This is a genomic window from Deinococcus sp. HSC-46F16, from assembly GCF_024171495.1.
Taxonomy (GTDB): domain Bacteria; phylum Deinococcota; class Deinococci; order Deinococcales; family Deinococcaceae; genus Deinococcus.
Genome location: NZ_JALJZW010000001.1, coordinates 911,113 through 934,244, shown reverse-complemented (window position 1 = coordinate 934,244; position 23,132 = coordinate 911,113). Strand labels below are relative to the sequence as shown.

Below are 23,132 nucleotides of genomic sequence, written 5' to 3'. Positions count from 1 at the left end.
ACCCGCGCCTTACCCTGGAGGGCGTGAAGCGACTGCTGACCGCCCCCCGCGAACCCGTGAACGCCCTGACCCACTGGGGTGGGGCTGTGGCGGCGCTCGTCGTGCTGGGGCCGCTGCTGGGGTGGGCGACTTCGCGGGGGCTGGCGTTGTGGCCCTTCGTGGTGTTCGGGCTGAGCATGGTTGCGCTGTACGCGGCGTCGGCCAGCTACCACTCCTTTCGCCCCGGCGAGCGCGGGCAGCTGTGGCTGCGCAAGCTCGACCACGCGGGTATCTTCCTGTTGATTGCGGGCAGCTACACCCCGGTCGCCTACTTCGGGCTGGAGGGCGTGTGGCGGGGCGCCGTGCTGTGGCTGGTGTGGGGCATCGCGGGGGCGGGCGTGCTGCTCAAGCTGCTCACCCTGCGGCTGCCGCGCTGGGTCAGCACGCTGCTGTACCTGGGAATGGGCTGGCTGGCGCTGCTCTTCTTGCCGCAACTCGCCCGCACCCTGCCCGGCACGGCCCTCTTCTGGCTGGCGGCGGGGGGCGTCCTGTATTCCATCGGAGCGGTGATCTACGGCACCAAGCGCTGGAACCCCCGCCCCGGTGTGTTCGGTTTCCACGAGATCTGGCACCTGTTCGTGCTGGGGGGCACCGGGGCGCACGTGGCGATGATGTTCCACCTGCGCTGAGGTGGGAGCAAAACAGGCCCCAGCCTCAGCGGCTGGGGCCTAATGCCGGGACGGGGATCAGTACCCGACGGCCCCCAGCACCCAGCTCTGCACCGTGCCCAGAAGCTGCCCGATGGGTTCGCGGGCCAGGAAAATAAACAGCATCACGATCAGGAAGGAAAAGGGCTGCGCCTCGAACTGCGCGAGGCTGCGCCCCAGCGAGGGCACCAATGCCCCCAGGATGCGGCTGCCGTCGAGCAGCGGAATCGGAATCAGGTTAAAGATCGCCAGCACGATATTGACGCTCAGGACGGTGATCAGGATGTAGGCCAGCGTCTGCACCGGCGGCAACACCGCGAGCAGGCCCACGCACAGCAGGGCAATCAGCAGGTTGCTGATCGGCCCGGCGGCCACGGCCCAGAGGGTGCCCCAGCGCCCCAGGTTGTTCGGGTTGATGGGCACCGGCCGCGCGAAGCCAAAGCCCGCGATCAGCAGCAGCAGTGTCCCGAAGGGATCGAGATGCTTGCCGGGGTTGAGGGTGACCCGTCCGAAGCGCCTCGGGGTGGGGTCGCCCAGCCGGTCGGCGGTCCAGGCGTGGGCGAACTCGTGCACGGTCAGCGACAGCGCCAGCGCGGCGGCGATGATCACGAACGCGAGGGGATCCCTGGTCAGGAGGCTCAGCAGCATAGGCGGGCATTCTACGGGCCGGGGGGAGCCGGGGCCGTCAGCCCGGTGACGGAGTGGGCTCCTGCCGAGCGAGGTAGGCGGTCAGCGCCGCTTCCTCCTCGGCCCGCGAACCCACCGCCCCCGCCCGGCGCAGCGCCGCGAGGTGGGCCAGCGCCGCCCCCACGGCCGGACCCGGCGGCACGCCCCGCGCCACCACGTCCCGCCCGCTCAGGCCCGCGTAAGCGTCTGGTCGCAGCAGCGCCCGTAAGGTGGCCTCCGGACTGCCGGGGGAGGTGGGGGCGTCTCCCAGGGCGCGGGCCAGCAGGGCACCGGGTTTTCCGCCCAATCCCAGCCGACCCACCCACGTGGCGGGGTCGGGTGCGGCCGAGAGCAGGGCCGCCGCGTAGGTGGTGGGGGAGACCTCCTCGCCCGCGTCCCGCCGGGTGTCCAGGGCTTCGAGCCGTTCGGCGGCCCCGGCGGGAAGCAGCCTGCCCGCCCCCCACCCCTCCAGCACGCGGGCGGCCCGCCCTGGCCGGGGCTCCCGGACCAGCAGCCCCAGCTCGGCCCACAGCCGGGGTGTCTGCTCGGCCATGCCGAGGGCGCCCAGCACCTGCCGCCGGAGTTCGGGGTGTGCCTCCAGCCCCAGCCGCCCGGCCAGCCGCGCTCCCCGGACCAGACGGCTGGCGTCCTCGTGCAGGGAGCGGGAATGCAGGGGCCGCAGCACCCGCGCCCGCAGGTCGGCCAACCCGCCCGTCACGTCCAGCAGCTGGGGCGCTTCCTCCGGGGGCACCTCCAGCCCCAGCGCGTTCAGCCCGAAATCGCGCCGGGCGAGGTCGTCCTCCAGGGTGCCGGGAAGGGGCAACGGGTTCGCGCCGGGCACCGGGTACGTCTCGCGCCGCGTCCGCACGAGGTCGGCCTGTCGGCCGTCCGGCAGGGTCACGGTCGCGTTGCCGAAGGCGGGGTGAACCAGGGCGGGCAGGCCGCTCGCCGCCGCGAGGGCCCCCGTGTCCGCCCCCTCCACCGCCACATCGAGGTCGAGAGGGGTGCCGCCCAGCAGCGCGTCCCGCACCGCTCCGCCCACCAGGGCGACCCGTGCCCCCGGCCCCGCCTCCCGCGCCAGCGAGCGCAGCCACTCGCGGTCCTCGGGGTGCAGGCGGTCCCAGACCTCGCGGCCCAGGCTGGCAGGGTCGGCGGTCATGGGGGGGTCACTCGAAGGCGGAGGCGTCGAGGCTGGCCTGCACCTCGCGTTCCTCGCCGTCCCGCCAGACGCGCAGGGTCACGGTGTCGCCCTCGCTCTTGTCCAGCAGGGCGGCCTGAAGGTCTTCGAGGGCGTCCACCGGCTGCCCCTCGGCCTCCACGATCACGTCGCCCCCCAGCGCGATCACGCCGCCAGGAAACTCGCGCGGTTCTCCGCCCCGCAGCCCCGCGCGGGCGGCCGGGGTGTTCGGCTGGACCTGCCCCACGACCAGCCCACGCTCCGGCAGCCCCAGCTGGCGCCGTCCCTCGGCGGTGAGCGCACTCAGGCCCACCGCCGCCTGCTGCCCACGGGCCTGCACAACCAGCCCCGCCGTGATGCCCAGCAGGGGAGCGCGGACCTCGCCACCGTTCGCCTCCTGCAACCGGGGGAGCAGGTTCTTGGCGGCGTTCACCGGGATGGCGAAGCCCACCCCGGCGCTCTGCTGGCTGCCCCCCGTGGCGATCTGGGTGTTGATCCCGATCACCCGCCCCGACGAATCCAGCAGCGGTCCCCCAGAGTTGCCCGGATTGATCGCCGCGTCGGTCTGAATTGCCTTCTGGGTGATGCCCTCGCCCGACCCGGACCCCGAGAAGCCGATGGGAATCTGGCGCTCGGTGCTGCTCACGATGCCCTCCGTGACGCTGAATTCCAGCCCGAAGGGAGCGCCCATCGCCACGGCCTTCTGGCCCACCGCCAGCGTGTCGCTGTCGCCCAGCGGGATAGGCCGGATCAGGTTCTTCGCCAGTCCCTCGGCGCGGATCAGCGCGAGGTCGTATTGCGGCGCGGTGCCGATCACCTCGGCGGGCACGGGTTCGTCCTGCTCCATCACCCGGACGGTGATGCGGTCGGCGGTGCCCTGGCCTCCCTCGCCCGCGATGACGTGGTAGTTGGTCAGGATGTCGCCCGCCTCGTTCACGAAAAAGCCGCTGCCCACCCCCTGCTGCACCTGCGTCTGGCCGCCGCCGAACAGCCACCCGAGGTCCTGCACGACCTCCAGCTCGGTGCTGATAAAGACCAGTCCCGGCTCGTAGCGCCGCACGATGTCCATGGTGTTGCGCTCGTTCTGAAGCCGGGCGCCCGCCTCGCTCGCCGGGGCTGTGTCCTCGGCGGCGGGCGGCTGGGCACCGGACACCGGCACCTGATCGCGCAGCAGCGTGGCGCCCAGGCCCAGGCCCACGAGGACCAGGAGGACGGCGGGGAGACGGTTCTTCATGGTGGAATTATCCCAGGTCGGGCTGGGGAGGATATGGTCCGCACCTCTGTCCCTGTTCATCCTCGGCCGGACGCGGGAGGCCCACGCGCCCGGTGGTCCGCCGCTCGGTCCACACTGGAGAAAGGGCCACCGCAGCGGGTGACCCTCCATGCATCAAGCGGCCGACTTCAGGCCTGCGCCCGCACCGTCTCCGCGTCGAGGCTGGCGATCTCGCTGGGGGTGAGCTGGTAGTGCTCGCCGCACCAGTGGCACACGACCTCCTGCCCGCCCTCGTCGCGCATCTCCTGACGCTCGCCCGGCGCAAAGAACTTCAGGCTGTCCAGCGCCTTGCCCCGCGAGCAGCGGCACTGAAAGCGGGCGGGCTGCGCGGCGGCGGCCAGCACGAGGTCGAGGCCCTCCGCCGCCGTCTGCATGGTTTCCAGCAGGCTGCCCCGGCGCAGGTGGTCGGTGAGCTGGCCCATCCCGCGAATGTTGGCTTCCAGCCGGGCCAGCGTCTCGTCTGTCACGCCCGGCATCGCCTGCACCAGCAGGCCGCCCGCACGGTAGACCCGGCCGCCCTCCTCGTACACACCCAGCAGCACCGCGTTGGGAATCTGCTCGGAGACACCGAGGTACGCGCTCACGTCCTCGGCGATCTCGCCGCTGACGAGCTCGGCGCTGCCCGTGTACGGCTCACCGTTGTCCAGCAGCCGGGTCACGGCCAGCTCGCCGTCCGTGCCCACGATGCCGCGCACGTCCAGCTTGCCGTCGGACTCGCGCAGCGGCAGGTCGGCGCCCGGCTCGCGCACGTAGCCGCGTACCCGGCCGTCGGCACTGCCCTCGGCCACGATCCAGCCCACCGGGCCGCCCCCCTGCACCCGCACGGTGACCCGGCTGTCGGGCTTCTTGCCCAGCACAACCGCCAGCAGCGCGGAGGCGGCCAGCGTGCGCCCCAGCGCGGCGGTGGCGGTCTTGCTCAGGCTGTGGCGCACCCGCGCCTCCTCCACCAGCTGTGTCGCGTCAATGCCGACCAGCCGCAGGGTCCCCCCTGCCGCTGTGCCGCGCAGCACGAACGATTCTGTATACGTTTCCGAATTCATCACGAAACCTTACATGAGGGCACTCAAGGCCGCTGTGCGGGGCATTTCAATCGGAACGCAATCACAGGTGAGTCACACTTAATCAGGCTGGGAGAACTCCTCATCGGTGAGCGCTAGGCTGCTATCCTGCCCCGCAGTCCGAACCCCCGCCGGGGCACGGCCGATTGTCTGTCCGGTCCACTACACTCTGGCCCCCACCCCCTATTCCTCACAGGAGCCTCCATGACCAAAGCCGATTCCCGCTTCCGTCGCCCGCTAGGCCTGATTGCCCTGACAACCCTGGCCCTGACCCTCGCGGCCTGCGACGACAACACCGAGACCAACACCAGCACCGAGAGCGGCACGACCGCCACCACCGAAGGCAGCGGCACCGAGGGCTCCGGCGAGACCGCGTCCACGGGCACCGGCAGCACCTCGTCCGGCGGCAGCCGTGACGTGCTCGTCGTGCAGGAGAGCGCCGACATTCCCACCCTGGACCCCGGCACCTCCTACGACACCGGCAGCGGTCAGGTCGTCGAAAACCTCTATGAGACGCTGGTCACCTACCAGGGCAACAGCCTGACCGAACTCGAGCCGCTGCTGGCGACCGAGTGGAACGTCGCCAACGAGGGCACCGAGTACCGATTCACCCTGCGTGACGGCGTGCAGTTCCACACCGGCAACGAGTTCAAGTGCGCGGACGCAGAGTACACCTTCCGCCGCAACCTCGTGACGAACACCAGCGACAGCGGCAACTGGTTCCTCTCGGAGAGCCTGCTGGGCACGGGCGCGAACGCCAACGACGACGACTCCATCACCTGGGAGAAGATCAGCGCGGCGGTGCGCTGCGACGGCGAGACGCTGGTATTCACGCTGCCCAAGGCCGACCCCGCGTTCCTGTCCAAGCTCGCCTACGCGGGCCAGAGCATCGTGGACTCCGAGCACGCCAAGGAAATTGGCGAGTGGGACGGCACCGAAGCCACCTGGAAGGACGCCGTGGGCAAGGACCTGACCGGCAGCCCGCTTTCGCAGCAGCCCAGCGGCACCGGGGCCTACAAGTTCGTGAGCAAGGACGCGACCGCCTTCCGCGCCGAGGCCTTCGAGAACTACTGGGGTGAGAAGCCCAGCATCCAGAACATTCTGATCCAGATCGTGCCCGAGCAGGCGGCCCGCCTCCAGGCCTTCCTCCGCGGTGACGCCGACATGGTGGAAACCGGTGGCCGCGCGATCATCGAAGAGCAGCTGCGCGGCAAGCCCGGCGTGGCGGTTCTGGACAACCTGGCCGACACCAGCGCCTTCGGCATCTTCATGAACCAGGACATCAAGGGCGAGGGGCGCCTCGGCAGCGGCAAGCTCGACGGTCAGGGCATTCCCGCGAACTTCTTCAGCGACGTGAACGTCCGCAAGGGCTTCGTGTCGGCCTTCGATGTGGACACGTACATCAAGGAAGTGCAAAACGGGGTGGGCGAGCCCCGCAACTTCCTGTTGCCCGAAACTTTCCCCGGCTACAACCCTGACGTGGAGCCCGCGCAGTTTGACCTCGACGCGGCCCGCGAGGCCTTCGAGCAGGCCTGGGACGGCCAGGTGTGGGAAAACGGCTTCGTCGTGAACGCCACCTACCGGGCGGGCAGTGTCTCGGCCCAGACCGGGATGGAGCTGCTGAAGAAGAACATCGAGTCCCTGAACCCCAAGTTCAAGGTGAACCTCGAAGCCAAGCAGTGGAGCGAGATTCTGGAAGCGGGCGACAAGGGTGAGGAAATTCTGATCATCACCGGCTGGGCGCCCGACTACGCCGACCCCGACAACTTCGTCCACACCTTCTACTCCAGCGAGGGCTACTACAACCCCCGCGCCAACTTCAAGGACGAGCAGATCGACGCCTGGGTGAACGAGGCCCGGACCACCACCGACGCCGAGCGCCGCAACGAGCTGTACACCCAGATCGCCGAACGGGCCAAGGAGCAGGCCTACTTCATCCTGATGCCCAGCACCCCCGGCATCCTGGCCTACCGCGACAACATCCAGGGCATCAGCGAGGAGAACTACAACCCGATGCTCTCCTTCGCCCGCGCGGGCACGTACTGGAAGAACCTCAGCAAGAACTGAGCCGATTTCCGTCTCTCTGGAAGCCGCCCTCCCATGTGGGGGCGGTTTTTGTTGGCCTGCGGCAGGCTCCGGCGCGTATGCTGCCCCCATGCACGACGCCGACGCTGCTGCCGCCTCCGCGCGGCCCATCACCCTGCTTTTGGTCGACGACCATCCGGTCGTGCGCAAGGGCACCCGCGAACTGCTGGAAGGAGAAGCCGACCTGCACGTCGTGGGCGAAGCCGACAGCGGCGAGGACGCGGTGGGGAAGGCCCGCGAACTGCGCCCCGACGTGATCCTGATGGACGTGTCCATGCCCGGCATGAACGGCATCGAGGCCACCCGCGCCATCAAAGCCTTCATGCCCGGCGTGGGGGTCCTCGTCCTGACGAGCTACGACGACGACGCCTACGTGTTCGCGCTGCTGGAGGCGGGGGCGGCAGGCTACCTGCTGAAAAACACCTCCGAAGACGACCTGCTGGGGGCGGTGCGGGCGGTCGCGGCGGGGGAGAGTGCGCTGCACCCTTCCGTCGCCCGCAAGGTGCTGGAGCGGTTCAGCACCCAGCAGACGCCCACACCGCCGGAGGACGCCCTCAGCCCCCGCGAGCTGGAGGTGCTTCGGGTGGCCGCCACCGGGCGAACGAACAAGGAGATCGCCCGCGACCTCGACATCAGCCCGCGTACGGTGCAGGTGCACCTCGCCAACATCTTTTCCAAGCTGGATGTGGGCAGCCGGACCGAGGCAGTGCTGTACGGCATCAAGCGGGGGTGGATCGATCCGAAAACGCTGTGAGGGGGGGTTGAAGCCAAGGGGGCGCGCGGCTCCCGCCCCTCTCCCCACCCCTGACCCTGAAAGTGGCCTCCCATGACCTTCCCCCCCTTCCCCCCCGACCTCGCCGCCGCCCCCACTGTGGGGGCATTCGGGGCGGCCCTGGCCCGCTTCGCTTGTCAGACCGTGCGGGCGCACGGGGTGCAGGTGTGGGCGGTGACGGGCGGGGCGCTCGTGGTCGTGGGCGAGGAAGGCCGGGGCCTGGGCCTCAGCGACGGCACGCTGGCGGCGCGGGCGCTGGCGTCGGGCGAGCGGCAGGAGCAGGGGATGCTGGTCGCCTTGCCGTTCGGGAGCGGTGTGCTGGAACTCGTGGGCGCGGAGGAGGCCGGGGTGGAGGCGCTGGCCGGGCTGCTGCCGCTGCTCACGCTGGCGCTCGAAGGCGTGCAGGCCCGCGAGACGCGGCGGGGCCGGGGCCGGGTCGCCGAAACGGTCGAGCAGCTCGTGCGGCGGCTGGGGGGCAGCCTCGACCTCGCGGAGGTGCTCACCGCCACCGCCGAGAGCGCGGCCCTCGCGCTGGGCTTCGGGCGGGCGTTCGTGGCCCTCTTCAGCGAGGTGCAGGGCGGGCGGGCGCGGACGGGCGAGGTCTTCTCCTACGGCTTCGACTCGGCCTTTACCGGGGGCGTGGGAGTGGGGCCGGTGTCCTTCGGGCGGCTGGTCGAGCGCGGCGAGGTCATCATGTACGACCGCAGCCGCGACGGGGCCTCGCCCATGGCGGCGGGCCTGGCGGAACTCGACCCGGAAGTCGCGCTGATCGCCCCCCTGAGTGCGCGGGGACGCCCGCTGGGGCTGCTGTACGTGGACAGCCGCTCGGCGGGGGTGCGCGTCTCGGAGGACGACACCTGGCTGGTGCTCGCGCTCGCCGAGCAGGCCAGTCTCGCCATCGACAATGCCCGGCTCTACGGCACCGAGACCCGCAAGCGCGAGGCGGCCGAAGCGCTGCGTGAAGCGGGAGCGGCGCTGGCGGGGAGCTTGCACCTGCCCGACACCCTCTCCAAGGTGCTGGAGCGGGCCACCGCCCTGTTCGGAGCGGACGCGGCGGGCGTGTACGAGCTGCAACCCGACGGGCGCACCCTCTCCATCCGGGGAGCACTGGGGCTGCCGGGCGAGTACGTGCTGCGGGTGCGGGCCAAGGTGGGGGGTGGGGTGACCGGGCGGGCCGTGCAGCGCCGCGAGATGGTCGCCGCCCGCGACCTCCCCGCCGAGGGGTACGGGGGCAGCAGCCGCTACACCCGGTCGCTGCTCGCGCGGGGCGAGTACCCCTACCGGGGCGTGGTGAGCCTGCCGCTGGGCACCCGCTCGGGCGTGTTCGGGGTGCTGACCCTGTATTGGACGGCGCCGCTGCCCCTCGACGCCGACGACCTCGCGCTCGCGGAAGTGTTCGCGGGGCAGGCTTCCCTCGCCATCGAGAATGCCCGGCTGTACGAGGAAGAGTTGCGCCGTGAGCGTGAGGCCGCCGTCCTGCTGAACGTGGGCCGGTTGCTGGGCGAGGACCAGAGCGACCGCGCCCTGGCGGAAGCCGCGCGGCTGGCCACCCTGGCGCTGGGGGCGGGCCGGGGGCTGATCGCGCTGACGGGCGAGGACGGAGCGGTGGTGCGCTGCGCGACTTACAACCTGCACGCGCCGAATGGAGCCGAACTCGCCTCGCTCGCGGGGCAACTCGGCCGGGGGCCGCGCCCGCTGACTCGGCGGCACGCCCTGCCGGTCGCGGGCAGCGCCCTGATCGTGCCGCTGCGGGGGGGCGGCGAGGGGGAGGAGGTGCTGGGCTTCCTGTACGCCGACGACCCCGGCACCGAGCCGCCCAGCGACCGGGTGCTGGCCCTGTCGCGCAGCGTGGCCGACCAGATGGCGCTGACGCTGACCCGCGAGCGGCTGCTCTCGGCGCTCGCGCGGGAGGAAGCGAGATACCGCCAGCTCGCGGAGGGCGCCCACGACCTGATCCTGAGCGCGGACGGGGCCGGACTCGTGACCTACGCCAACCCCGCCGCCGTGCGGCTGCTGGGGCCGCTCGTCGGGGCGAGCCTGCTCACCCTGCCCACACCGGGGACCCGCCCCGCCCTGCAGGCCGCCTGGGAGGGGGCACGGCGCCACCCCGCCGGGGGCCGCGCCGAGATCGAGGTGGGGCCGTACCGCCTGGAGGTGCGCCTCAGCGCGGTGAGCGGACCTGCGGGGGGAATGCTGGCCGTCGCCCGCGACCTCTCCGAACTTCAGACCCTCGCCGCCGAGATTCAGCGCCGGGGCCGGGCGCTGGAGGCCGCGACGAGCCGCCAGACCGAACTGCGGACCTACCTCACCCTGTTCACCCAGGCGCAGGAGGAAGAACGCCGCCGCATCAGCCGCGAGCTGCACGACGACACCGCGCAGGTCCTGATCGCCACCTCGCGCCGGGTGGCCCGCCTCGCCCGCAGCCTGGAGGGACCGGGGCGCGAGCGGGCGCAGGACATCCTGGGGGACCTCGACGCGGCCATCGAGAGCGTGCGCCGCTTTGCACGAAACCTCCGCCCCAGCGTGCTCGACGACCTGGGGCTGCTGCCCGCACTGGAGTGGCTGGCGGGGCAGGCCGCCACCGACACCCGGCTGGAGGTCAGCGGCCCGGAGCGTCGCCTCGCCCCTGCCGTGGAACTCACGGTGTTCCGGCTGGTGCAGGAAGCCCTCGCCAACGTGGACAAGCATGCGGGCGCCCGCAGCGCGGCGATCCGGGTGGCCTACGCCCCGGACGGGGTGCGCGTGACCGTGCGCGACGACGGCCAGGGCTTCACGCCGGACCAGGCCCAGGCCCGCGCCCAGGCCGGGCACCTCGGGCTGATCGGCCTGCGCGAGCGGGTGGCGCTGGCCGGGGGCGAGCTGGAGCTGGAGAGCGAGCCGGGGCGGGGGACGGCGGTGGTGTTCGCACTGCCGGGGTAGGGACGGAGACCCCTAACCGTGCCGCGCCAGAAATGCTGCCCGCTCCATCCACGCCAGCCTCGGCTCCGGCTCGGAGGTGGGAACCGCTGTGCCGTAGACCCGGCGCATCAGCCGGAACCCCAGACTGTAGAGCCGTGCCCGCAGCGGCGGCAGGGGCAGGACCTGGAAGCCCTGCTGCGCCAGCGGCTCGTGAAAGAGGGTGACGGCGACCACCCCCTGCACGTCCGCGAACTCGGGGTCTTCATGCAGCGCCGCCGCCACGTCGCGCAGCGAACGGGCAAAGGCGCGGTAGGCGGCGAGCGGGCTGCGGGCACTCAGCCCCACCAGGCGCGGCGAATGGACGTGCAGTTCGGCCACTGCCGCGCCGGATGGCCACCCCAACTCGGGCGGGGCAGGCTGGCGGCTCACGCGCAGCACCCCGTCGGCCCGCCCGGTCAGCGCCCGGACCCGGTGCGCCTGCGCGAAACGGTCGTCCACCGCCTTGCGGTAGAGGTGCAGCCCCAGGTCCCGCCCCCGCGCCCGCCGCAGTCCCGGCAACCCGCCCACCGGGCCGGGACGGTAGCCCAAGGCCCGCAGCCGGGGCACTTCCGTTGGAAGGGCGGCGGCGGAGAGGTGCAGCGTGCCGCCGGGTTCGGGAGTAGCGAGGGGAAGGGGGAGCGGCGTCAGGCCCCGCGCGGCGAGGCGGGCGGGTGTGGCTCGCGGGGCCTCGGCACTCCAGAGGGTGATGGGGCGCCCGGCAGCGACCTCCAGCCCGGCGACTCCCTCCGGGTCACCCCATCCGGCGATCTCGTGCCCGGCCTCCGCAGCGGCACGCACACCCTCCGGAGCGAGGCGGGCGAGGTTGGGGGAAAGCAGCAGGGTAACCCGGACACCCGTGCCCACCACTGCCGTTAACTCTTCTGGCGTCCGCACGGGCACGACCAGCCCGAGGTGGGGCGAGCCGGGATCGCCGCCCGCAAAGGCTCCCCCGGCTCCAGCCCGCAGCAGGGCGCGGCGCAGGGGAGAGGGAACTGAAGGCATGCCCCGACTGTAGCGTGCCCCTTCCGGCCCACCTCTCATGCGCGGCGTCGTATGCTCTCGTTCAGCGATGCTTCAGCCTCTCCTCAGCCAACGGGTCCGCGGGTGCGGCGCATGAGACCGCTGCGAATCGGGCTCTTCACCGACACCTTTCTTCCCGACCAGAACGGCATCGTGACGAGCGTGGGGCTGCTCAGCGACGAGTTGCGGGCGCGGGGGCATCACGTGGAGGTGGTGGCCCCCCTCTTCCCGGAAGCGCAAGACACCCGCCCCGACGTGCGCCGGGCCGCCAGCGTGCGCTACGTGTTCCTGCCGACCTACCGGCTGGCGTGGCCCACCCGCCGCGACTTTTCCGAGCGCTACGACCTCGTGCACACGCACACGCCGCTGACCCTGGGGCTGGCGGGGGCGCGGCTGGCCCGCAAGTGGGGGGTGCCGCACGTGGCGACCTACCACACCCACATCGAGGCCTACACCCACTACGTGCCGGGCCTGACCGCCCTGCAACGCCAGACCCGCGTGGTGACCCGCCTGATGGGCCGCTACTACCGCCGCGCCGACGCGGTCATCATGCCGACCGCCGGAATGCTCGACGTGACCCGCGAGATGGGCGTACGGAACCCAGTCGTCATCCCGACCGCCGTGGAGCCGGAGGTGCTGCGCGGTGCGCCGCCCATCGGGAATCCCTGGCCCGCCGGACGGCGGCGGCTCCTCACCGTGGGGCGGCTGGCCCGCGAGAAGCGCTTCGACCTCGTGCTGGACACGTTGGCCGGGCTGCCCGACGCGCACCTCGTGGTGCTGGGGGAAGGGCCGGAGCGGGGGCGGCTCGAAGAACACGCCGAGCGCCGGGAGGTAGGGGACCGGGTGAGCTTCCTGGGGGTGCGCCCCTGGACCGAGATCGGCGCGTACTACCGGCTGGCCGAGCTGTTCCTCTTCGCCAGCGACACCGAGACGCAGGGGCTGGTCTTGCAGGAGGCCCAACTGATGGGCGTGCCCGTCGTGGCGGTGGGCGCCCGCGGGACGCTGAGTGGGGTAGCGCCGGGCCGCAGCGGGTACCTCGTGGGACCGGGGGACGTGCCCGCCCTGACCCGGCACGCGGCGGCCATCCTGGGGGACCCGGCCCTGTGGTCGCGGCTCTCGCGCGGGGCGCGGCGGCATGGGGCCACCTGGACACCGGGCGGCGTGGCCGAGCGGGTGCTGGACGTGTACTCCGGCGTGCTGGGGACCCCGCAGGAGGTGGCGTTCGCGGAGGGAACCCCGGCCCTCACGGGCCGAAATACCCTCGCGTATGACCGCTGAGGTTGAGAAGGTGGCGCCACAGGAAGGGAAGGACGCCCCCCGAGAGGCGCCGGGCACTCGTTTCCACCCCGGCGCCGGGCACGTAGGCCACCTCCCCCAATTGGGCCAGCGCGAGGCCAAGGCGCACGTCCTCCAGCGCTTCGGCGTCCGGGTAACCCCCGGCGAGCCGCGCCGCCGCCCGCGAGTAGGCCATGTTCGCCCCGGCGAGGTTGGGCCGCCCGGCGAGGTCGCAGGCCCGCAGAAAGGCCGTGTACCCCACCTCCGAGGCCGCCGCGAGTGCGGGCGACACCCCGCAGAAGCGCAGCGGGCCGTACAGGGCGACCCGGCCCGGCGCGGCCTGCGCGAAGGCGGCCAGCCAGCCGGGCGCGGGCAGCGAGTCGGCGTCGGTGGTGGCGACCCAGTCGGTGCGGGTGGCCTCCAGCCCGGCCTGCCGGGCGCGGCCGATGCCGGGTTCGCGGCACGTCACCACCCGCGCTCCCCAGGCCCGCGCGACCGCCGCCGTGCCGTCGTGGCTGGCGTGGTCCACCACGATGATGTCCCGCGGGGCGAGCGTCTGGCGGTGCAGGGCACGCAGGGTCAGTGGAAGCGAGGCCGCCTCGTTGCGTGCGGGAATGACGACCGTGAACTCCGGCCCGGCGACCTGTGGCACCGCGCTAGGGTAGCAGGCGAACTGGGCTCATGAGAGGGTGGGGGTGGGTGGCTCTGGCGGGCCTGGGGACCCTGCTTGCCGCCGAGGTCGGGGGCCGCGCTGCCGGGTGGGGCGCTTTGGGACCGGGGGGCCGCGACCGTCCCAGGGTGGCGATCACCTTCGACGACGGGCCGGGCGAGCGCACCCCCGAGTTGCTCGCGGTCCTGGCCCGCCACGCGGCCCCTGCGACCTTTTTCGTGACCGCCCCCGCCGCCGAGCGCGGGCCCCGGCATCTGGCCGCCCTCCGCGCTGCCGGACATGGGCTGGAGGCGCACGGGCGCTGGCACGTCCATGCCCTGCTGCTGCCCCCCTGGCGCGAGTGGGCACAGGTGCGCTGGCATCCCCGCGCGGGGGAGCCAGGGCCGCACCTCTACCGTCCGCCCTATGGGGGGCACGGCCCGCTGACTCGCCTGCTCGCTCACCTTGCCCGGCGCGAGGTCGCCCTCTGGGACGTGGAGGGCCGTGACTGGACGGACGGGGACGCGGCCAGCCTCGCCGCTGGCGTGCTCGCCCGTGTGCGGCCCGGCAGCGTGATCCTGCTGCACGATGGTCCGGCGGTGACCCCGGCCCTGCTGGACGACCTGCTCGTGGGGCTGGCCGTGCGGGGCCTCCAGCCCGTGCTCCTGCCCGACCTCCCGCCGCGCCGCATCGGGTGGCGGGAGGGCTGGCGGCGGCTGGCGGCGAGCTACGGCCGCTGATCCAGCAGTGCCCGCAGCTCGGCCGCAACCACGGGCAGCGCTCCTCCTGGCCCCACCCGCGTCAGCCCGGCGAGGGCGGCCCGTGCCCGCCCCCGGCCGTCTCCCAGCAGCGTCCGCACCTCCCCCGCGACCGCCTCCGGGTCGGCCGGGACGGGCCGCAGGGCCTCCCCCAGGAGCCGCCCCTGCCGCCGCACGAAGCCGGGGGTGAACTGCGGCCCCCGCGTGGGAAAGGCCACGACGGGCACGCCCAGCCCCGCCAGTTGTTCGTTGGCGGTGCCTGCCGTGCCGACCGCCACGTCCGCCGCCCGCGCCACGGCCCCGAACGCGCCGCGCAGCAGGGCGACCCGTGTGCCCTCGCCCCCCGCCCAGGCCGTCCGGTCGTCCTCGGCCCGCAGCGCCCAGCCCGGCGGCAGGGTCACCGCCTCCCACCCGTGCGCCCACGCGACGAGCGGCGTCACCTCCGGCAACCGGGCGGCGGCCCGCAGCATCAGCGGAAGGCTTTCGCGGTGATCCTCCCGTGATCCCGGCAGCAGGGCGAGGACCGGGCGGCCACCCAGCACAGCGGAAAGGTCGCGTTCGGGGGCCGGAAGCGTGTCCACCGCGAAACTGCCCGCCCAGCGGGCACGCACTCCCCGCGCCGCGTAAAGCCGGGCGGTGGCCGCGTCCCGCAGGTAGACGGCGTGCGCCCGCCGCGAGAGGGCGAGTTCGGACGGCAGCGGCAGATTGGCCCCCAGCGCGTTCAGCTCGCGCAGCGCCCCCCGCACCCCCAGCCCCTCGGCGTAGTGGGCGCTGAGGAGGGGCTGCACGTGTACCAGCGGCACACCCCCCGCCCGCGCCGCCAGGGTGCCCAGGGTAAGTGCGTGCGCGTCGCCGACCACGACGACGGCCCCCGCCTTTCGCCCCGCCTGCCACGCCGCCCGAACCTGCTCCAGCGTGGTGCCGATCAGCCCCGCCCGCAGGTCCGCCCGCAGGTTCGCCACGCTCCCGAAGGGAAAGCCCCCGCTGGGGAGGGTCAGCGTGGGGCCGAGCCGGGTCACGCCGGGGACCCCCGCGTACGCCCGTCCCTCGCCGACGAGCGGCAGCGCCCACGCGGGCCGCCCCACCTCTCCCAGCAGCCGCGCCCCGATCAGGTCCTCGGCGGTGCCGTTGGAGAGGAGCAGCAGGGGCCGGGCGGGGGAGGGGGACACGCCCGGCAGGATAGCGGGGGGCGCCGGGAACCGTTCCTTCCCGGTTCCCCGACGTGATACGAATACCCCGTGTCCGACTTCGACGCCCTGCAAGCCGCCATCCGCCGCCGCGCGGGTGAGCGCCAGGCCGAGGCGCGGGCGTGCGAGGCGCTGCTGAACGCCCTTTACCACGCGCTGAGGACGGCCAGCGGGCCGGGACTCCCGCTGAACAACGTGTCGCTCGACCTCGTGCCCGACCCGGCGGCGACGCTGCGGCCACCCCCGCCGGGCGGCTGGCACGCCGCCTGGTTCCGCCTGGGGCTGTGCGAGGTGCTGGTACGGGTGCGGCGGGACGGGGCGACCTTTGTGGGCGAGTACGGCCAGGGGCTCAGCTTCCGGCTGGAGGACATGGGCGAAAACGCCCTGATCGCCCTGGCCCGCCGGATGCTGCGTGACCTCGCCGCCCTGTATGCGGGCACGGCGGGGCCGGGTGACGGGGCGCTGAACTGACTCGGCATGAAAAAGGCCCCCACGTGGGGAGCCTCGGGTCGGACAGGTCCGCTTACGCCTGTGCCCAGCGCTTCAGGTAGTCCGCCACCAGTTCGCTGACGTTGACCCCCTCGCGGGCGGCCTTGTCCAGTTGCGCGGCCTTTTCCTCGCGGGTCAGCGGCAACCACATCGCCACGTACTCGCGTCCGCCCTCGACCTTGTACTCGCCGCCGTGCTCGTCGCGCTGCACCACACCGCTCTGCTGTTCCATGTCCTCTCCTCCGGCCTGCATCAGCCACTCGACCACTCGCGCCTTCAGGAACCGCCACTCCCGCCCTACCTTGCGCCCCGGAATGTCCCCGCTCCGCACCAGGGCGTAGGCCGTCGTCTCGCTGACCTTGAGATAGGCGGCCAGCTCCTCCAATGTCAGCACCTCATCCATACCGCTGCCCCACCTCCCTGGAACTGACAACATCTTGCGGCATCTGATACTAGATATCAATAGACAGGAGGAGTTGGTCTACTCTGTTTCCTCTGGCCACAGGATCCGCAGGAGTTCCGCTGCTGTCCCCTCTCGTCCCCGCGCGTGGCCTTCCCCGGCCCAGAGGCTCAGGAACTCGGCGCGTCCGGCTCGGGCAGCGGCCGCTCGCAGGTCGCGGGTCAGCGCGTTCTGCAGCGGGTAGGGAAGGGGAGACGCCACCTCCGCCGTGACCCGGTTGGCGAGGCCCCGTGCCAGGCGGCCCGAGAAGGCGCAGGTGAGGACCGTCTGCCCTGGCTCAGCAGCAGCGAGGGCGGCCCGGTAGGGGGCGGAGGTTCCGGCTTCGGTGGCCCGCAGAAAGGCGGTGCCGCACTGCACCAGACTGGCGCCCGCGTTCAGCGCCGCCCGCACGTCTGCCGCGTCCATCAGCCCGCCCGCCGCGATGACGGGGAGGTTAGCATCCAGCAGCACCGAACGGATCAGGAACAGCAGCTCCGTGAGGTCGTCGTGCGCCCAGCCTCCCCGGTGGCCACCTGCCGCGCCCCCCTGCAAGACGACCGCGTCCACCCCGTTCCGGGCGAGGGCGCTGGCTTCGAGGTGGCTGGTGGCCGTGCCGATGCAGAGGATCCCCGCGCCGCGCAGGGCCGCGACCCGGTCGGCCCCCAGTCGCCCGAACGCGAAGGAGAATGCGGCGGGCCGCACCTTCAGCACCGCCTGGAACTGCGCCGCGAAGTCCTCCTGCACCCGCTCCGGCAGGGTCGGTGCGGGCAGGCCCAGTTCCGCGTGCAGCGGGGCGAGTTCCGTCTGGGAGGCTGCCACCTCCTCCGGCGTCACCGTAGGGAGGGGGTGCGGGGCAAAGAGGTTGACCGCGAAGGGCCGCGCCGTCCGTGCCCGCCTCCACGATCTGTTCGGGGCTGAGGTACGCGGCGCCCAGGCTCCCCAGCCCGCCCGCCTCCGACACCGCCGCTGCCAGTTCGGGGGTGCTGATCCCGCCCGCCATCGGTGCCTGGATCACGGGGACGCGCAGGTCCAAGCGCCGCATCAGCTCGTTCATCCCCCCAGGGTAGGTGCCCAGCCCGTAGCCTAGGGAGGTGACCCCACCGCTCCCCCCCGGCAGGCCCCGCGCCTGGACTGCCTTCCGCCGGGCGGCCTACGCCGCGGCGCCACCGCCCCGCCGTCAGTTCCTGCCCCGTGAGTTCCTGAACCGCCTGCTCGCGGGGGCCGCCGAGCGGCTGCCCCTCCTCGACGCGCCGCCGCTGATGTGGGCCGACGCCGAGCGGGTCCACGACCCCGCCTACCTCGCCCGCTGGCGCCGGGGGGAGGTCACGCGGGAGGAGGAACGGGCACTGGGCTTTCCCTGGACCCCGGCCGTCGTGGAGCGCGGCCTGGGGAGCGGCGGCGCGACCCTGGCCGCCACGCGGGACGCCCTCGCCCACGGCCTGGGAATCAACCTCGGTGGCGGAACCCACCACGCCTCGCGCGACCGGGCCGAGGGGTTTTCCTTCCTGAACGACGTGCCGATCAGCGCCCGCTGGTTGCTGGACGGCGGGCACGCGCGGCGGGTGCTGATTCTCGACCTCGACGTGCATCAGGGCAACGGCACGGCGGCGCTGTTCGCGGGCGAGCCGCGCGTGCTCACCGTCAGCGTGCATGGGGCGAACAATTACCCCTTCCAGAAGGCCACCAGTGACCTCGACGTGGCGCTGCCCGACGGCACCGGGGACGCGGCCTACCTCGCCGCCCTCGACCGGGAGGTCGCGCCCGCCGTGGCGGCCTTCCGGCCCGATTTCGCCTTTTACCTGGCGGGAGCGGACGTGCTGGAAGGGGACCAACTGGGCAAGCTGGCCCTCACGCTGCAGGGGGTCCGCGAGCGCGACGACCGGGTGTTTCGCTGGGCGGCCCGCACCCGGACGCCGCTCGTCACCGTGATGGCCGGAGGGTACAACCGCGACCCGGAGAGGCTGATCGCGGCGCGGCTGGGCACCCTGGATGCGGCGCTCGCGGCCTTCCAGCCCGGCGGGGGCGCTATCATGTCGGGATGACCCACCTCCTCCCGCCCCCGTGAGCGCGAGTCGCAGGTGAGCGTTTTTCCCTAGACCCCAGACCGGGTGTGCCCCCGCCGCCCGCAGGAGCCCTGCCATGACCACCCCCACCGCTGCCCTCGACTTTGAAATCGCCCGCCGCCGCACCTTCGCCATCATCTCCCACCCCGACGCGGGCAAAACCACCATCACCGAAAAGCTGCTGCTGTACGGAGGCGCCATTCAGGAGGCCGGGTCCGTCACCGCCAAAGAAGGCCGCTCGCACACCAAGTCCGACTGGATGAGCATCGAGCAGCAGCGCGGCATCTCGATTTCCTCCTCGGCGCTGACCTTCGAGTACGGGGGACGGCACATCAACCTGCTGGACACGCCGGGCCACCAGGACTTCTCGGAGGACACCTACCGCACCCTGACCGCCGCCGACTCCGCGCTGATGGTGCTCGACGCGGCCCGTGGCGTGCAGGCCCAGACCGAGAAGCTGTTTGCCGTGTGCCGCAACCGCGGCATTCCCATCCTGACCTTCGTGAACAAGATGGACCGCCCCGCGCAGGACCCCTTCGAGCTGATCGCGCAGGTGGAGGGCACACTGAAGATCACGGCGGTGCCGCTGACCTGGCCCATCGGGGACGGCCCCGACTTCAAGGGCGTGTATGACCTCCAGACCGGGCAGGTGCTCGCCTTCGAGCGCACCTCCGGCGGCAAGCACCGCGCCCCGGTGCAGACGGCGGGACTGGACGACCCCCAACTCGACGCGCTCGTCGGGGCCGATCTCGCCGCCAAGCTGCGCGAGGACGTGGAGCTGATTCAGGGCGCGATGCCCGAGTTCGACCCGGCGGCCTTCCTGTCGGGCGAACTCACCCCGGTCTTCTTCGGCTCGGCGATGAACAATTTCGGGGTCGAGCACTTCCTGCGGAACTTCGTGGACCTCGCGCCGCCCCCCGGCCCGGTGGAGACGAACCTGGGCGAGCGGGCGCCTGACGCGGGGTTCGCGGGCTTCATCTTCAAGTTGCAGGCCAACATGAGCAAGCAGCACCGCGACCGCACGGCGTTCATGCGGGTGATGAGTGGGCACTTCGAGCGCGGCATGGACGTGACCCACACCCGCACCGGGCGCAAGCTGCGGCTCTCGCAGGCCCATACCCTCTTCGCGCAGGACCGCGAGAAGGTGGAGGAAGCCTATCCCGGCGACATCGTCGGGCTGGTCAACCCCGGCGTCTTCCAGATCGGGGACGTGGTCAGCGTGGACGCCAAGGTCACGCTGCCCAGCTTTCCGCGCTTCACACCCGAAACCTTTGCCACCCTCTCCCTGAGGGACGTGGGCAAGCGCAAGGCCTTTATGAAGGGCCTGACCCAGCTCGCCGAAGAAGGCGTCGTGCAGGTCTTCTACCCCACCGACGGCGCCCGCGAACCCTACCTCGGTGCGGTCGGCCCCCTCCAGTTCGAGGTCTTCCAGGCCCGCTTGCAGGAGGAGTACGGGGTGGAGGTGGAACTGCACGTCACGTCCTACCAGCTTGTGCGCTGGCTGGCAGGCGACCCCAGCAATGTGGCCCGTTTCGCCCGGCACGTCGAGGACGACCAGGGCCGCCCGGTGATGCTGTTCCGCTCCAAGTACGACCTCGACTACACCGCCGAGCAGCACCCGGAAATCGAATTTCTGCCGCTGCCGAAGGATTTGACGCGGGTGTAACCGGGAAGGAGAGGGGAGGCCGGAGCACCCGCCCCGGCCTCCCCGTTTAGCTCGCCGGGCGGAGGCGGGGCCAGAGGCGGAGGAGCTGGGCACCGTCGCTTTGAAACCCGGCGTAGCCTGCGTACCATGCCGGATACTGCATCGGCCAGAGGGTCATGACGAGCTGGAAAAAGCTCAGACTCATAAAAATTTGTGCGACAAGCCAGACCGTCTCGGTGCGAATGCCGACGAGTGCGGTGGCTCCCAGCGCCAGCATCAGGAGTGAGGCCAGGGGTCCGCCCGCGAGCGTCCAGAAGTGCTGACGGGGGGTCAGGCCCGGCCAGAAGCAGAAGCCGCCCACAAAGAACAGGCGCCGAACGTCAAAGGTGAGCCGTCCCAGCCGCGTCTGGAAAAGGGAAGGGCTGCTCGCCGGGCCAAGCTGCACCCGGACAGGCTCCCGCGTCTTCAGCAGCGGCACCAAGGCGTGCCCCAGCTCATGGCCCAGCGTGACCAGCGGAATGGCGAGGGCGTACATCAGGGACACGGTGAGGGCGTCGTCCACCCCGCACTCTTACCATGTCCCGGACTCGCCGGGGGCCGCACCTGCGTGACTAGCCACTCCCGTCACGTCCAGCGCAGCGCCAGCACCGTCTCCACCGTTTCCGCCACACTCTGCCCGCCGCTCTCCACGACCTGCCACCCGGCGGCCCGGAACTCGTCCGGGCGCAGGGCCGGGTAAAGGGCGTCGATGAGCGGGGCGAGCGCACTGGGATCAAACGGCTTCCCTGTGCGGGTCGCGTTGCGGCGCTGCGCGGCCTCCAGCCCCGGCGCGAGCATGACCGGGCGCACGTCCAGCCCGGTCCAGTGCGCGGCGAAGAGGGCGAGGTCGGCGGGCCACAGCACGTCGTCTACGACCACCGTGAAGCCCGCCTCCGCGTATAGGCGGGCCATCTGCGCGGCGGCGGTGCGGGCCAGCCGGAACTGCCGGGCCGTTTCCGGGTTCTCCTCCAGACTGGGGTGCGCGGTGCCCGACACCACGAACTCGCGCAGGTCGTCCACCGGGACATGGAGGCCGAGCGGAAAGTGCCCCAGCAGGGCGCGGGACACCGTGCTCTTGCCCGCGCCGGGGCTGCCGCTGATGACCCAGACCGGACCGGGTGCGGGAGTGTGGGAAGGCAGGCGCACCTCTACCGCCCCCCCTCGTAGGCCCGTGCGGGGACGAACAGCTCGTGCCCGGTCGGGAAGGTGAAGCGCACCCCGGCAGGCGACCAGACCACGCGGCTCTGCTGCCAGTTCGCCCCGCCGTACAGGTCGAACAGCGGGACGAAGTGGCCGGAGGAGGGACTCTCGGCGTCGCGCCCCAGGTACAGCCGCCAGCGGCGCCCCGACCCGAAGAGCGAGCTGGGGTCGGGACCGTCGTCCAGAATCAGGGCGTGGTGGAGGCCACCCGGCGCGTCCCAGCGGGCGACGACCTGCGCTCTGGGGGCGATCAGCACGGCCCAGAGCACACAGGCCGCGAGGAAGCCGCCCGCCGCCGCGAGAAGAACCGCGCCCCGGCGCCTCATTCCAGAAAGCGCCCCCCCTCCTGCACCACTTCCCCGTCCAGCGTCAGGCGGCCCTGCCCGCGCAGGTCGGTGATCAGGTCCCAGTGAATCGCGCTGGCGTTGGTGCCCCCGGTTTCGGGGTAGGAGCGGCCCAGGGCGAGGTGAACGGTGCCGCCGATCTTCTCGTCGAAGAGGATGTTCCCGGTCGGCGTCTGGATGCCGAAATTGGTGCCGATCCCGAGCTCGCCCAGCCGCCGCGCTCCGGGGTCGGTCGCCAGGGCCGCCCGCAGCACGTCCTCGCCTTCCTCGGCGCTTGCTTCCACGACCTCGCCCGCCCGGAAGACCAGCCTCGCGCCGCGCACCACCACGCCGCCGTAGCTCGCGGGCACGCTGAAGGTGACCACGCCCTCGGCGCTGTCCTCCAGCGGCCCGGTAAAGACCTCGCCGCTGGGCATGTTGCGCTTGCCGTCGCTGTTGGCCCAGGTGCGGCCCCCCACCCGCAGGGTGAGGTCGGTGCCGGGGGCTTCGATTCGCACCGTGTCGGCCCGCGTGAGGCGCTCAATCAACTGCGCCTGCATCTCGCGCACTTCGCCCCAGGCGGCCACCGGGTCGGCGCGGTCGAGGAACATCGCCCGCATGACAAAGGCGCCGAACTCGGCTTCCGTCATGCCCGCCTGCGCCGCCGCGTGCGCGGTGGGGTAGAGGGTCAGGCTCCACTTCCTCCGCGCCCGGATGGCGGCGACCGGGGCGCGGGAGGCCGTCAGGCGGGCGCGGCGGGCGGCGTCGCCGGGGGTGCCGGGCTCGGGGGTCAGGATGCGCAGGCTGCCGCCCAAGGCCTCCACGTCCGCGAGGTCGGCGGAGTGCGCGGCGTCCAGCACCGCGTCCTGCGCGAGTTCGGCCCAGTCGTCGTCCTGGCCGGGGTAGTCCAGCCGCACGACGGGCCGGGCGCCGCGTGTCAGCAGGGCGCGGGTCACGGCCCGCACCAGGGGCACGCCCGCCACGCCGCCCGCGACCAGCAGCCGCTCGCCGGGCGCGGCCGACAGGCAGTAGTCCGCCAGCAGCGCGGCGTGCGCGGCGGGGTCGTAGCTCAGGGCCGGGGAGAGGTCAGTGGTGGGCACAGTCCCGAGGGTAGAGCATCGGCCCGCCGCGTGCCCGGCCCCTCCGACGCGGCGGGCCTCACCCTGGCTTGGCCCGACCCCGCGCTTGGGCCGCTGCGGCGGGCCTTTCAGGGCGGGGCGTGGTGGTCCGAGCCTTCCGGGAGGGACTCGGGACGGGGTTGCGCCCCCGCTCAGCCACGCCGCGCGGCCCGGAGCGCATGGCCCTGAGGGTCAGCCGTTCCGCCCCCGGCCTGCTGGACCGGCGGTCACCTCAACGCCGAGGCGCCGAAACGTTCGGTGTGCCCTGGCGCG

Annotated in this window: 22 protein-coding genes; 9 read left to right on the top strand and 13 right to left on the bottom strand. The window is 72.5% G+C overall.

The features are described from left to right. Window positions 1-23 precede the first annotated feature (23 nt). Entirely contained in the window at window positions 24-668 is a 645-nt protein-coding gene (locus L1280_RS04645) for a hemolysin III family protein (RefSeq protein ID WP_253580914.1), read from the top strand. Window positions 669-725: 57 nt separating this feature from the next. Here the strand turns inward: L1280_RS04645 and L1280_RS04640 are convergent, their stop codons facing one another. The 4 genes from L1280_RS04640 to hslO all read right to left on the bottom strand — a co-directional run bounded on the left by L1280_RS04640 (window position 726) and on the right by hslO (window position 4,842). Next, window positions 726-1,334 (bottom strand): site-2 protease family protein, encoded by a 609-nt coding sequence (locus tag L1280_RS04640; RefSeq protein ID WP_253580913.1) that lies wholly within the window; start codon window positions 1,332-1,334, stop codon window positions 726-728. A 37-nt stretch (window positions 1,335-1,371) separates the two neighbouring features. Further along, window positions 1,372-2,511: a CCA tRNA nucleotidyltransferase gene (locus L1280_RS04635; protein ID WP_253580912.1), complete on the bottom strand. Its 1,140-nt coding sequence runs from the start codon at window positions 2,509-2,511 to the stop codon at window positions 1,372-1,374. 7 nt (window positions 2,512-2,518) lie between these two features. Beyond that, window positions 2,519-3,763, bottom strand: a complete 1,245-nt coding sequence (locus L1280_RS04630; RefSeq protein ID WP_253580911.1) for a S1C family serine protease — start codon at window positions 3,761-3,763, stop codon at window positions 2,519-2,521. Window positions 3,764-3,930: 167 nt separating this feature from the next. Then, entirely contained in the window at window positions 3,931-4,842 is a 912-nt protein-coding gene (gene hslO, locus L1280_RS04625; protein WP_253580910.1) for an Hsp33 family molecular chaperone HslO, read from the bottom strand. Between the two features lie 222 nt (window positions 4,843-5,064). Between hslO and L1280_RS04620 the strand changes: the two genes are divergently transcribed. The 3 genes from L1280_RS04620 to L1280_RS04610 all read left to right on the top strand — a co-directional run bounded on the left by L1280_RS04620 (window position 5,065) and on the right by L1280_RS04610 (window position 10,636). Then, complete coding sequence (locus tag L1280_RS04620) at window positions 5,065-6,927, top strand: ABC transporter substrate-binding protein (RefSeq protein ID WP_253580909.1); 1,863 nt, start codon at window positions 5,065-5,067, stop codon at window positions 6,925-6,927. Between the two features lie 88 nt (window positions 6,928-7,015). Further along, on the top strand, window positions 7,016-7,699 hold the full coding sequence (locus L1280_RS04615; protein WP_253580908.1) for a response regulator transcription factor: 684 nt from the start codon (window positions 7,016-7,018) through the stop codon (window positions 7,697-7,699). 72 nt (window positions 7,700-7,771) lie between these two features. Further along, complete coding sequence (locus L1280_RS04610) at window positions 7,772-10,636, top strand: GAF domain-containing protein (RefSeq protein ID WP_253580907.1); 2,865 nt, start codon at window positions 7,772-7,774, stop codon at window positions 10,634-10,636. 12 nt (window positions 10,637-10,648) lie between these two features. Here L1280_RS04610 and L1280_RS04605 read toward each other — a convergent pair whose 3' ends face one another. Beyond that, a complete protein-coding gene (locus L1280_RS04605; RefSeq protein ID WP_253580905.1) occupies window positions 10,649-11,656 on the bottom strand; it encodes a Sectered polysaccharide deacetylase in 1,008 nt (335 codons plus the stop codon). 111 nt (window positions 11,657-11,767) lie between these two features. Between L1280_RS04605 and L1280_RS04600 the strand changes: the two genes are divergently transcribed. Next, window positions 11,768-12,952 (top strand): glycosyltransferase, encoded by a 1,185-nt coding sequence (locus L1280_RS04600; RefSeq protein ID WP_253580904.1) that lies wholly within the window; start codon window positions 11,768-11,770, stop codon window positions 12,950-12,952. Here L1280_RS04600 and L1280_RS04595 read toward each other — a convergent pair. Next, a complete protein-coding gene (locus L1280_RS04595; RefSeq protein ID WP_253580902.1) occupies window positions 12,918-13,601 on the bottom strand; it encodes a glycosyltransferase in 684 nt (227 codons plus the stop codon). The two genes, L1280_RS04600 and L1280_RS04595, sit on opposite strands and share 35 nt — an antisense overlap. Before the next feature lie 29 nt (window positions 13,602-13,630). Between L1280_RS04595 and L1280_RS04590 the strand changes: the two genes are divergently transcribed. Then, window positions 13,631-14,338 (top strand): polysaccharide deacetylase family protein, encoded by a 708-nt coding sequence (locus tag L1280_RS04590; RefSeq protein WP_253580901.1) that lies wholly within the window; start codon window positions 13,631-13,633, stop codon window positions 14,336-14,338. Here L1280_RS04590 and L1280_RS04585 read toward each other — a convergent pair. Beyond that, window positions 14,326-15,525, bottom strand: coding sequence for a lipid-A-disaccharide synthase-related protein (locus L1280_RS04585; RefSeq protein ID WP_253580900.1), 1,200 nt, complete (start codon window positions 15,523-15,525; stop codon window positions 14,326-14,328). The genes L1280_RS04590 and L1280_RS04585 overlap by 13 nt on opposite strands. A gap of 69 nt (window positions 15,526-15,594) precedes the next feature. Here L1280_RS04585 and L1280_RS04580 point away from each other — a divergent pair, with 69 nt between their 5' ends. Next, window positions 15,595-16,014, top strand: coding sequence for a hypothetical protein (locus L1280_RS04580; RefSeq protein ID WP_253580899.1), 420 nt, complete (start codon window positions 15,595-15,597; stop codon window positions 16,012-16,014). Between the two features lie 52 nt (window positions 16,015-16,066). Here the strand turns inward: L1280_RS04580 and L1280_RS04575 are convergent, their stop codons facing one another. Both L1280_RS04575 and L1280_RS04570 read right to left on the bottom strand, forming a co-directional pair. Continuing rightward, window positions 16,067-16,435, bottom strand: a complete 369-nt coding sequence (locus L1280_RS04575; RefSeq protein ID WP_253580898.1) for a helix-turn-helix domain-containing protein — start codon at window positions 16,433-16,435, stop codon at window positions 16,067-16,069. Between the two features lie 78 nt (window positions 16,436-16,513). Further along, window positions 16,514-17,305: a nitronate monooxygenase gene (locus tag L1280_RS04570; RefSeq protein ID WP_253580897.1), complete on the bottom strand. Its 792-nt coding sequence runs from the start codon at window positions 17,303-17,305 to the stop codon at window positions 16,514-16,516. Between the two features lie 257 nt (window positions 17,306-17,562). On the opposite strand from L1280_RS04570, the gene L1280_RS04565 reads away from it, so the two are divergent. Next, window positions 17,563-18,513, top strand: coding sequence for a histone deacetylase (locus tag L1280_RS04565; RefSeq protein ID WP_253580896.1), 951 nt, complete (start codon window positions 17,563-17,565; stop codon window positions 18,511-18,513). A 97-nt stretch (window positions 18,514-18,610) separates the two neighbouring features. Then, entirely contained in the window at window positions 18,611-20,200 is a 1,590-nt protein-coding gene (locus L1280_RS04560; RefSeq protein ID WP_253580895.1) for a peptide chain release factor 3, read from the top strand. Between the two features lie 46 nt (window positions 20,201-20,246). Here the strand turns inward: L1280_RS04560 and L1280_RS04555 are convergent, their stop codons facing one another. The 4 genes from L1280_RS04555 to L1280_RS04540 form a co-directional block, all read right to left on the bottom strand. Beyond that, window positions 20,247-20,741: a M50 family metallopeptidase gene (locus L1280_RS04555; RefSeq protein WP_253580894.1), complete on the bottom strand. Its 495-nt coding sequence runs from the start codon at window positions 20,739-20,741 to the stop codon at window positions 20,247-20,249. A 62-nt stretch (window positions 20,742-20,803) separates the two neighbouring features. After that, the gene (locus L1280_RS04550; RefSeq protein ID WP_253580893.1) at window positions 20,804-21,364 is read right to left on the bottom strand and encodes an AAA family ATPase; all 561 of its coding nucleotides are present in this window, start codon (window positions 21,362-21,364) and stop codon (window positions 20,804-20,806) included. A gap of 2 nt (window positions 21,365-21,366) precedes the next feature. Then, window positions 21,367-21,744, bottom strand: coding sequence for a hypothetical protein (locus tag L1280_RS04545; protein WP_253580892.1), 378 nt, complete (start codon window positions 21,742-21,744; stop codon window positions 21,367-21,369). Then, complete coding sequence (locus L1280_RS04540; RefSeq protein ID WP_253580891.1) at window positions 21,741-22,841, bottom strand: aminopeptidase; 1,101 nt, start codon at window positions 22,839-22,841, stop codon at window positions 21,741-21,743. Before L1280_RS04540 ends, L1280_RS04545 begins: the two co-directional genes overlap by 4 nt. Between the last annotated feature and the right edge of the window lie 291 nt (window positions 22,842-23,132).

Excerpts from the sequence above, each read along its gene's own strand:
- L1280_RS04615 (WP_253580908.1), top strand. The coding sequence starts at position 7,016 with ATGCACGACGCCGACGCTGCTGCCGCCTCCGCGCGGCCCATCACCCTG.
- L1280_RS04590 (WP_253580901.1), top strand. The coding sequence starts at position 13,631 with ATGAGAGGGTGGGGGTGGGTGGCTCTGGCGGGCCTGGGGACCCTGCTT.
- L1280_RS04560 (WP_253580895.1), top strand. The coding sequence starts at position 18,611 with ATGACCACCCCCACCGCTGCCCTCGACTTTGAAATCGCCCGCCGCCGC.
- hslO (WP_253580910.1), bottom strand. The coding sequence starts at position 4,842 with ATGAATTCGGAAACGTATACAGAATCGTTCGTGCTGCGCGGCACAGCG.
- L1280_RS04575 (WP_253580898.1), bottom strand. The coding sequence starts at position 16,435 with ATGGATGAGGTGCTGACATTGGAGGAGCTGGCCGCCTATCTCAAGGTC.
- L1280_RS04620 (WP_253580909.1), top strand. The coding sequence starts at position 5,065 with ATGACCAAAGCCGATTCCCGCTTCCGTCGCCCGCTAGGCCTGATTGCC.
- L1280_RS04545 (WP_253580892.1), bottom strand. The coding sequence starts at position 21,744 with ATGAGGCGCCGGGGCGCGGTTCTTCTCGCGGCGGCGGGCGGCTTCCTC.
- L1280_RS04630 (WP_253580911.1), bottom strand. The coding sequence starts at position 3,763 with ATGAAGAACCGTCTCCCCGCCGTCCTCCTGGTCCTCGTGGGCCTGGGC.
- L1280_RS04605 (WP_253580905.1), bottom strand. The coding sequence starts at position 11,656 with ATGCCTTCAGTTCCCTCTCCCCTGCGCCGCGCCCTGCTGCGGGCTGGA.
- L1280_RS04610 (WP_253580907.1), top strand. The coding sequence starts at position 7,772 with ATGACCTTCCCCCCCTTCCCCCCCGACCTCGCCGCCGCCCCCACTGTG.
- L1280_RS04635 (WP_253580912.1), bottom strand. The coding sequence starts at position 2,511 with ATGACCGCCGACCCTGCCAGCCTGGGCCGCGAGGTCTGGGACCGCCTG.
- L1280_RS04640 (WP_253580913.1), bottom strand. The coding sequence starts at position 1,334 with ATGCTGCTGAGCCTCCTGACCAGGGATCCCCTCGCGTTCGTGATCATC.
- L1280_RS04600 (WP_253580904.1), top strand. The coding sequence starts at position 11,768 with ATGAGACCGCTGCGAATCGGGCTCTTCACCGACACCTTTCTTCCCGAC.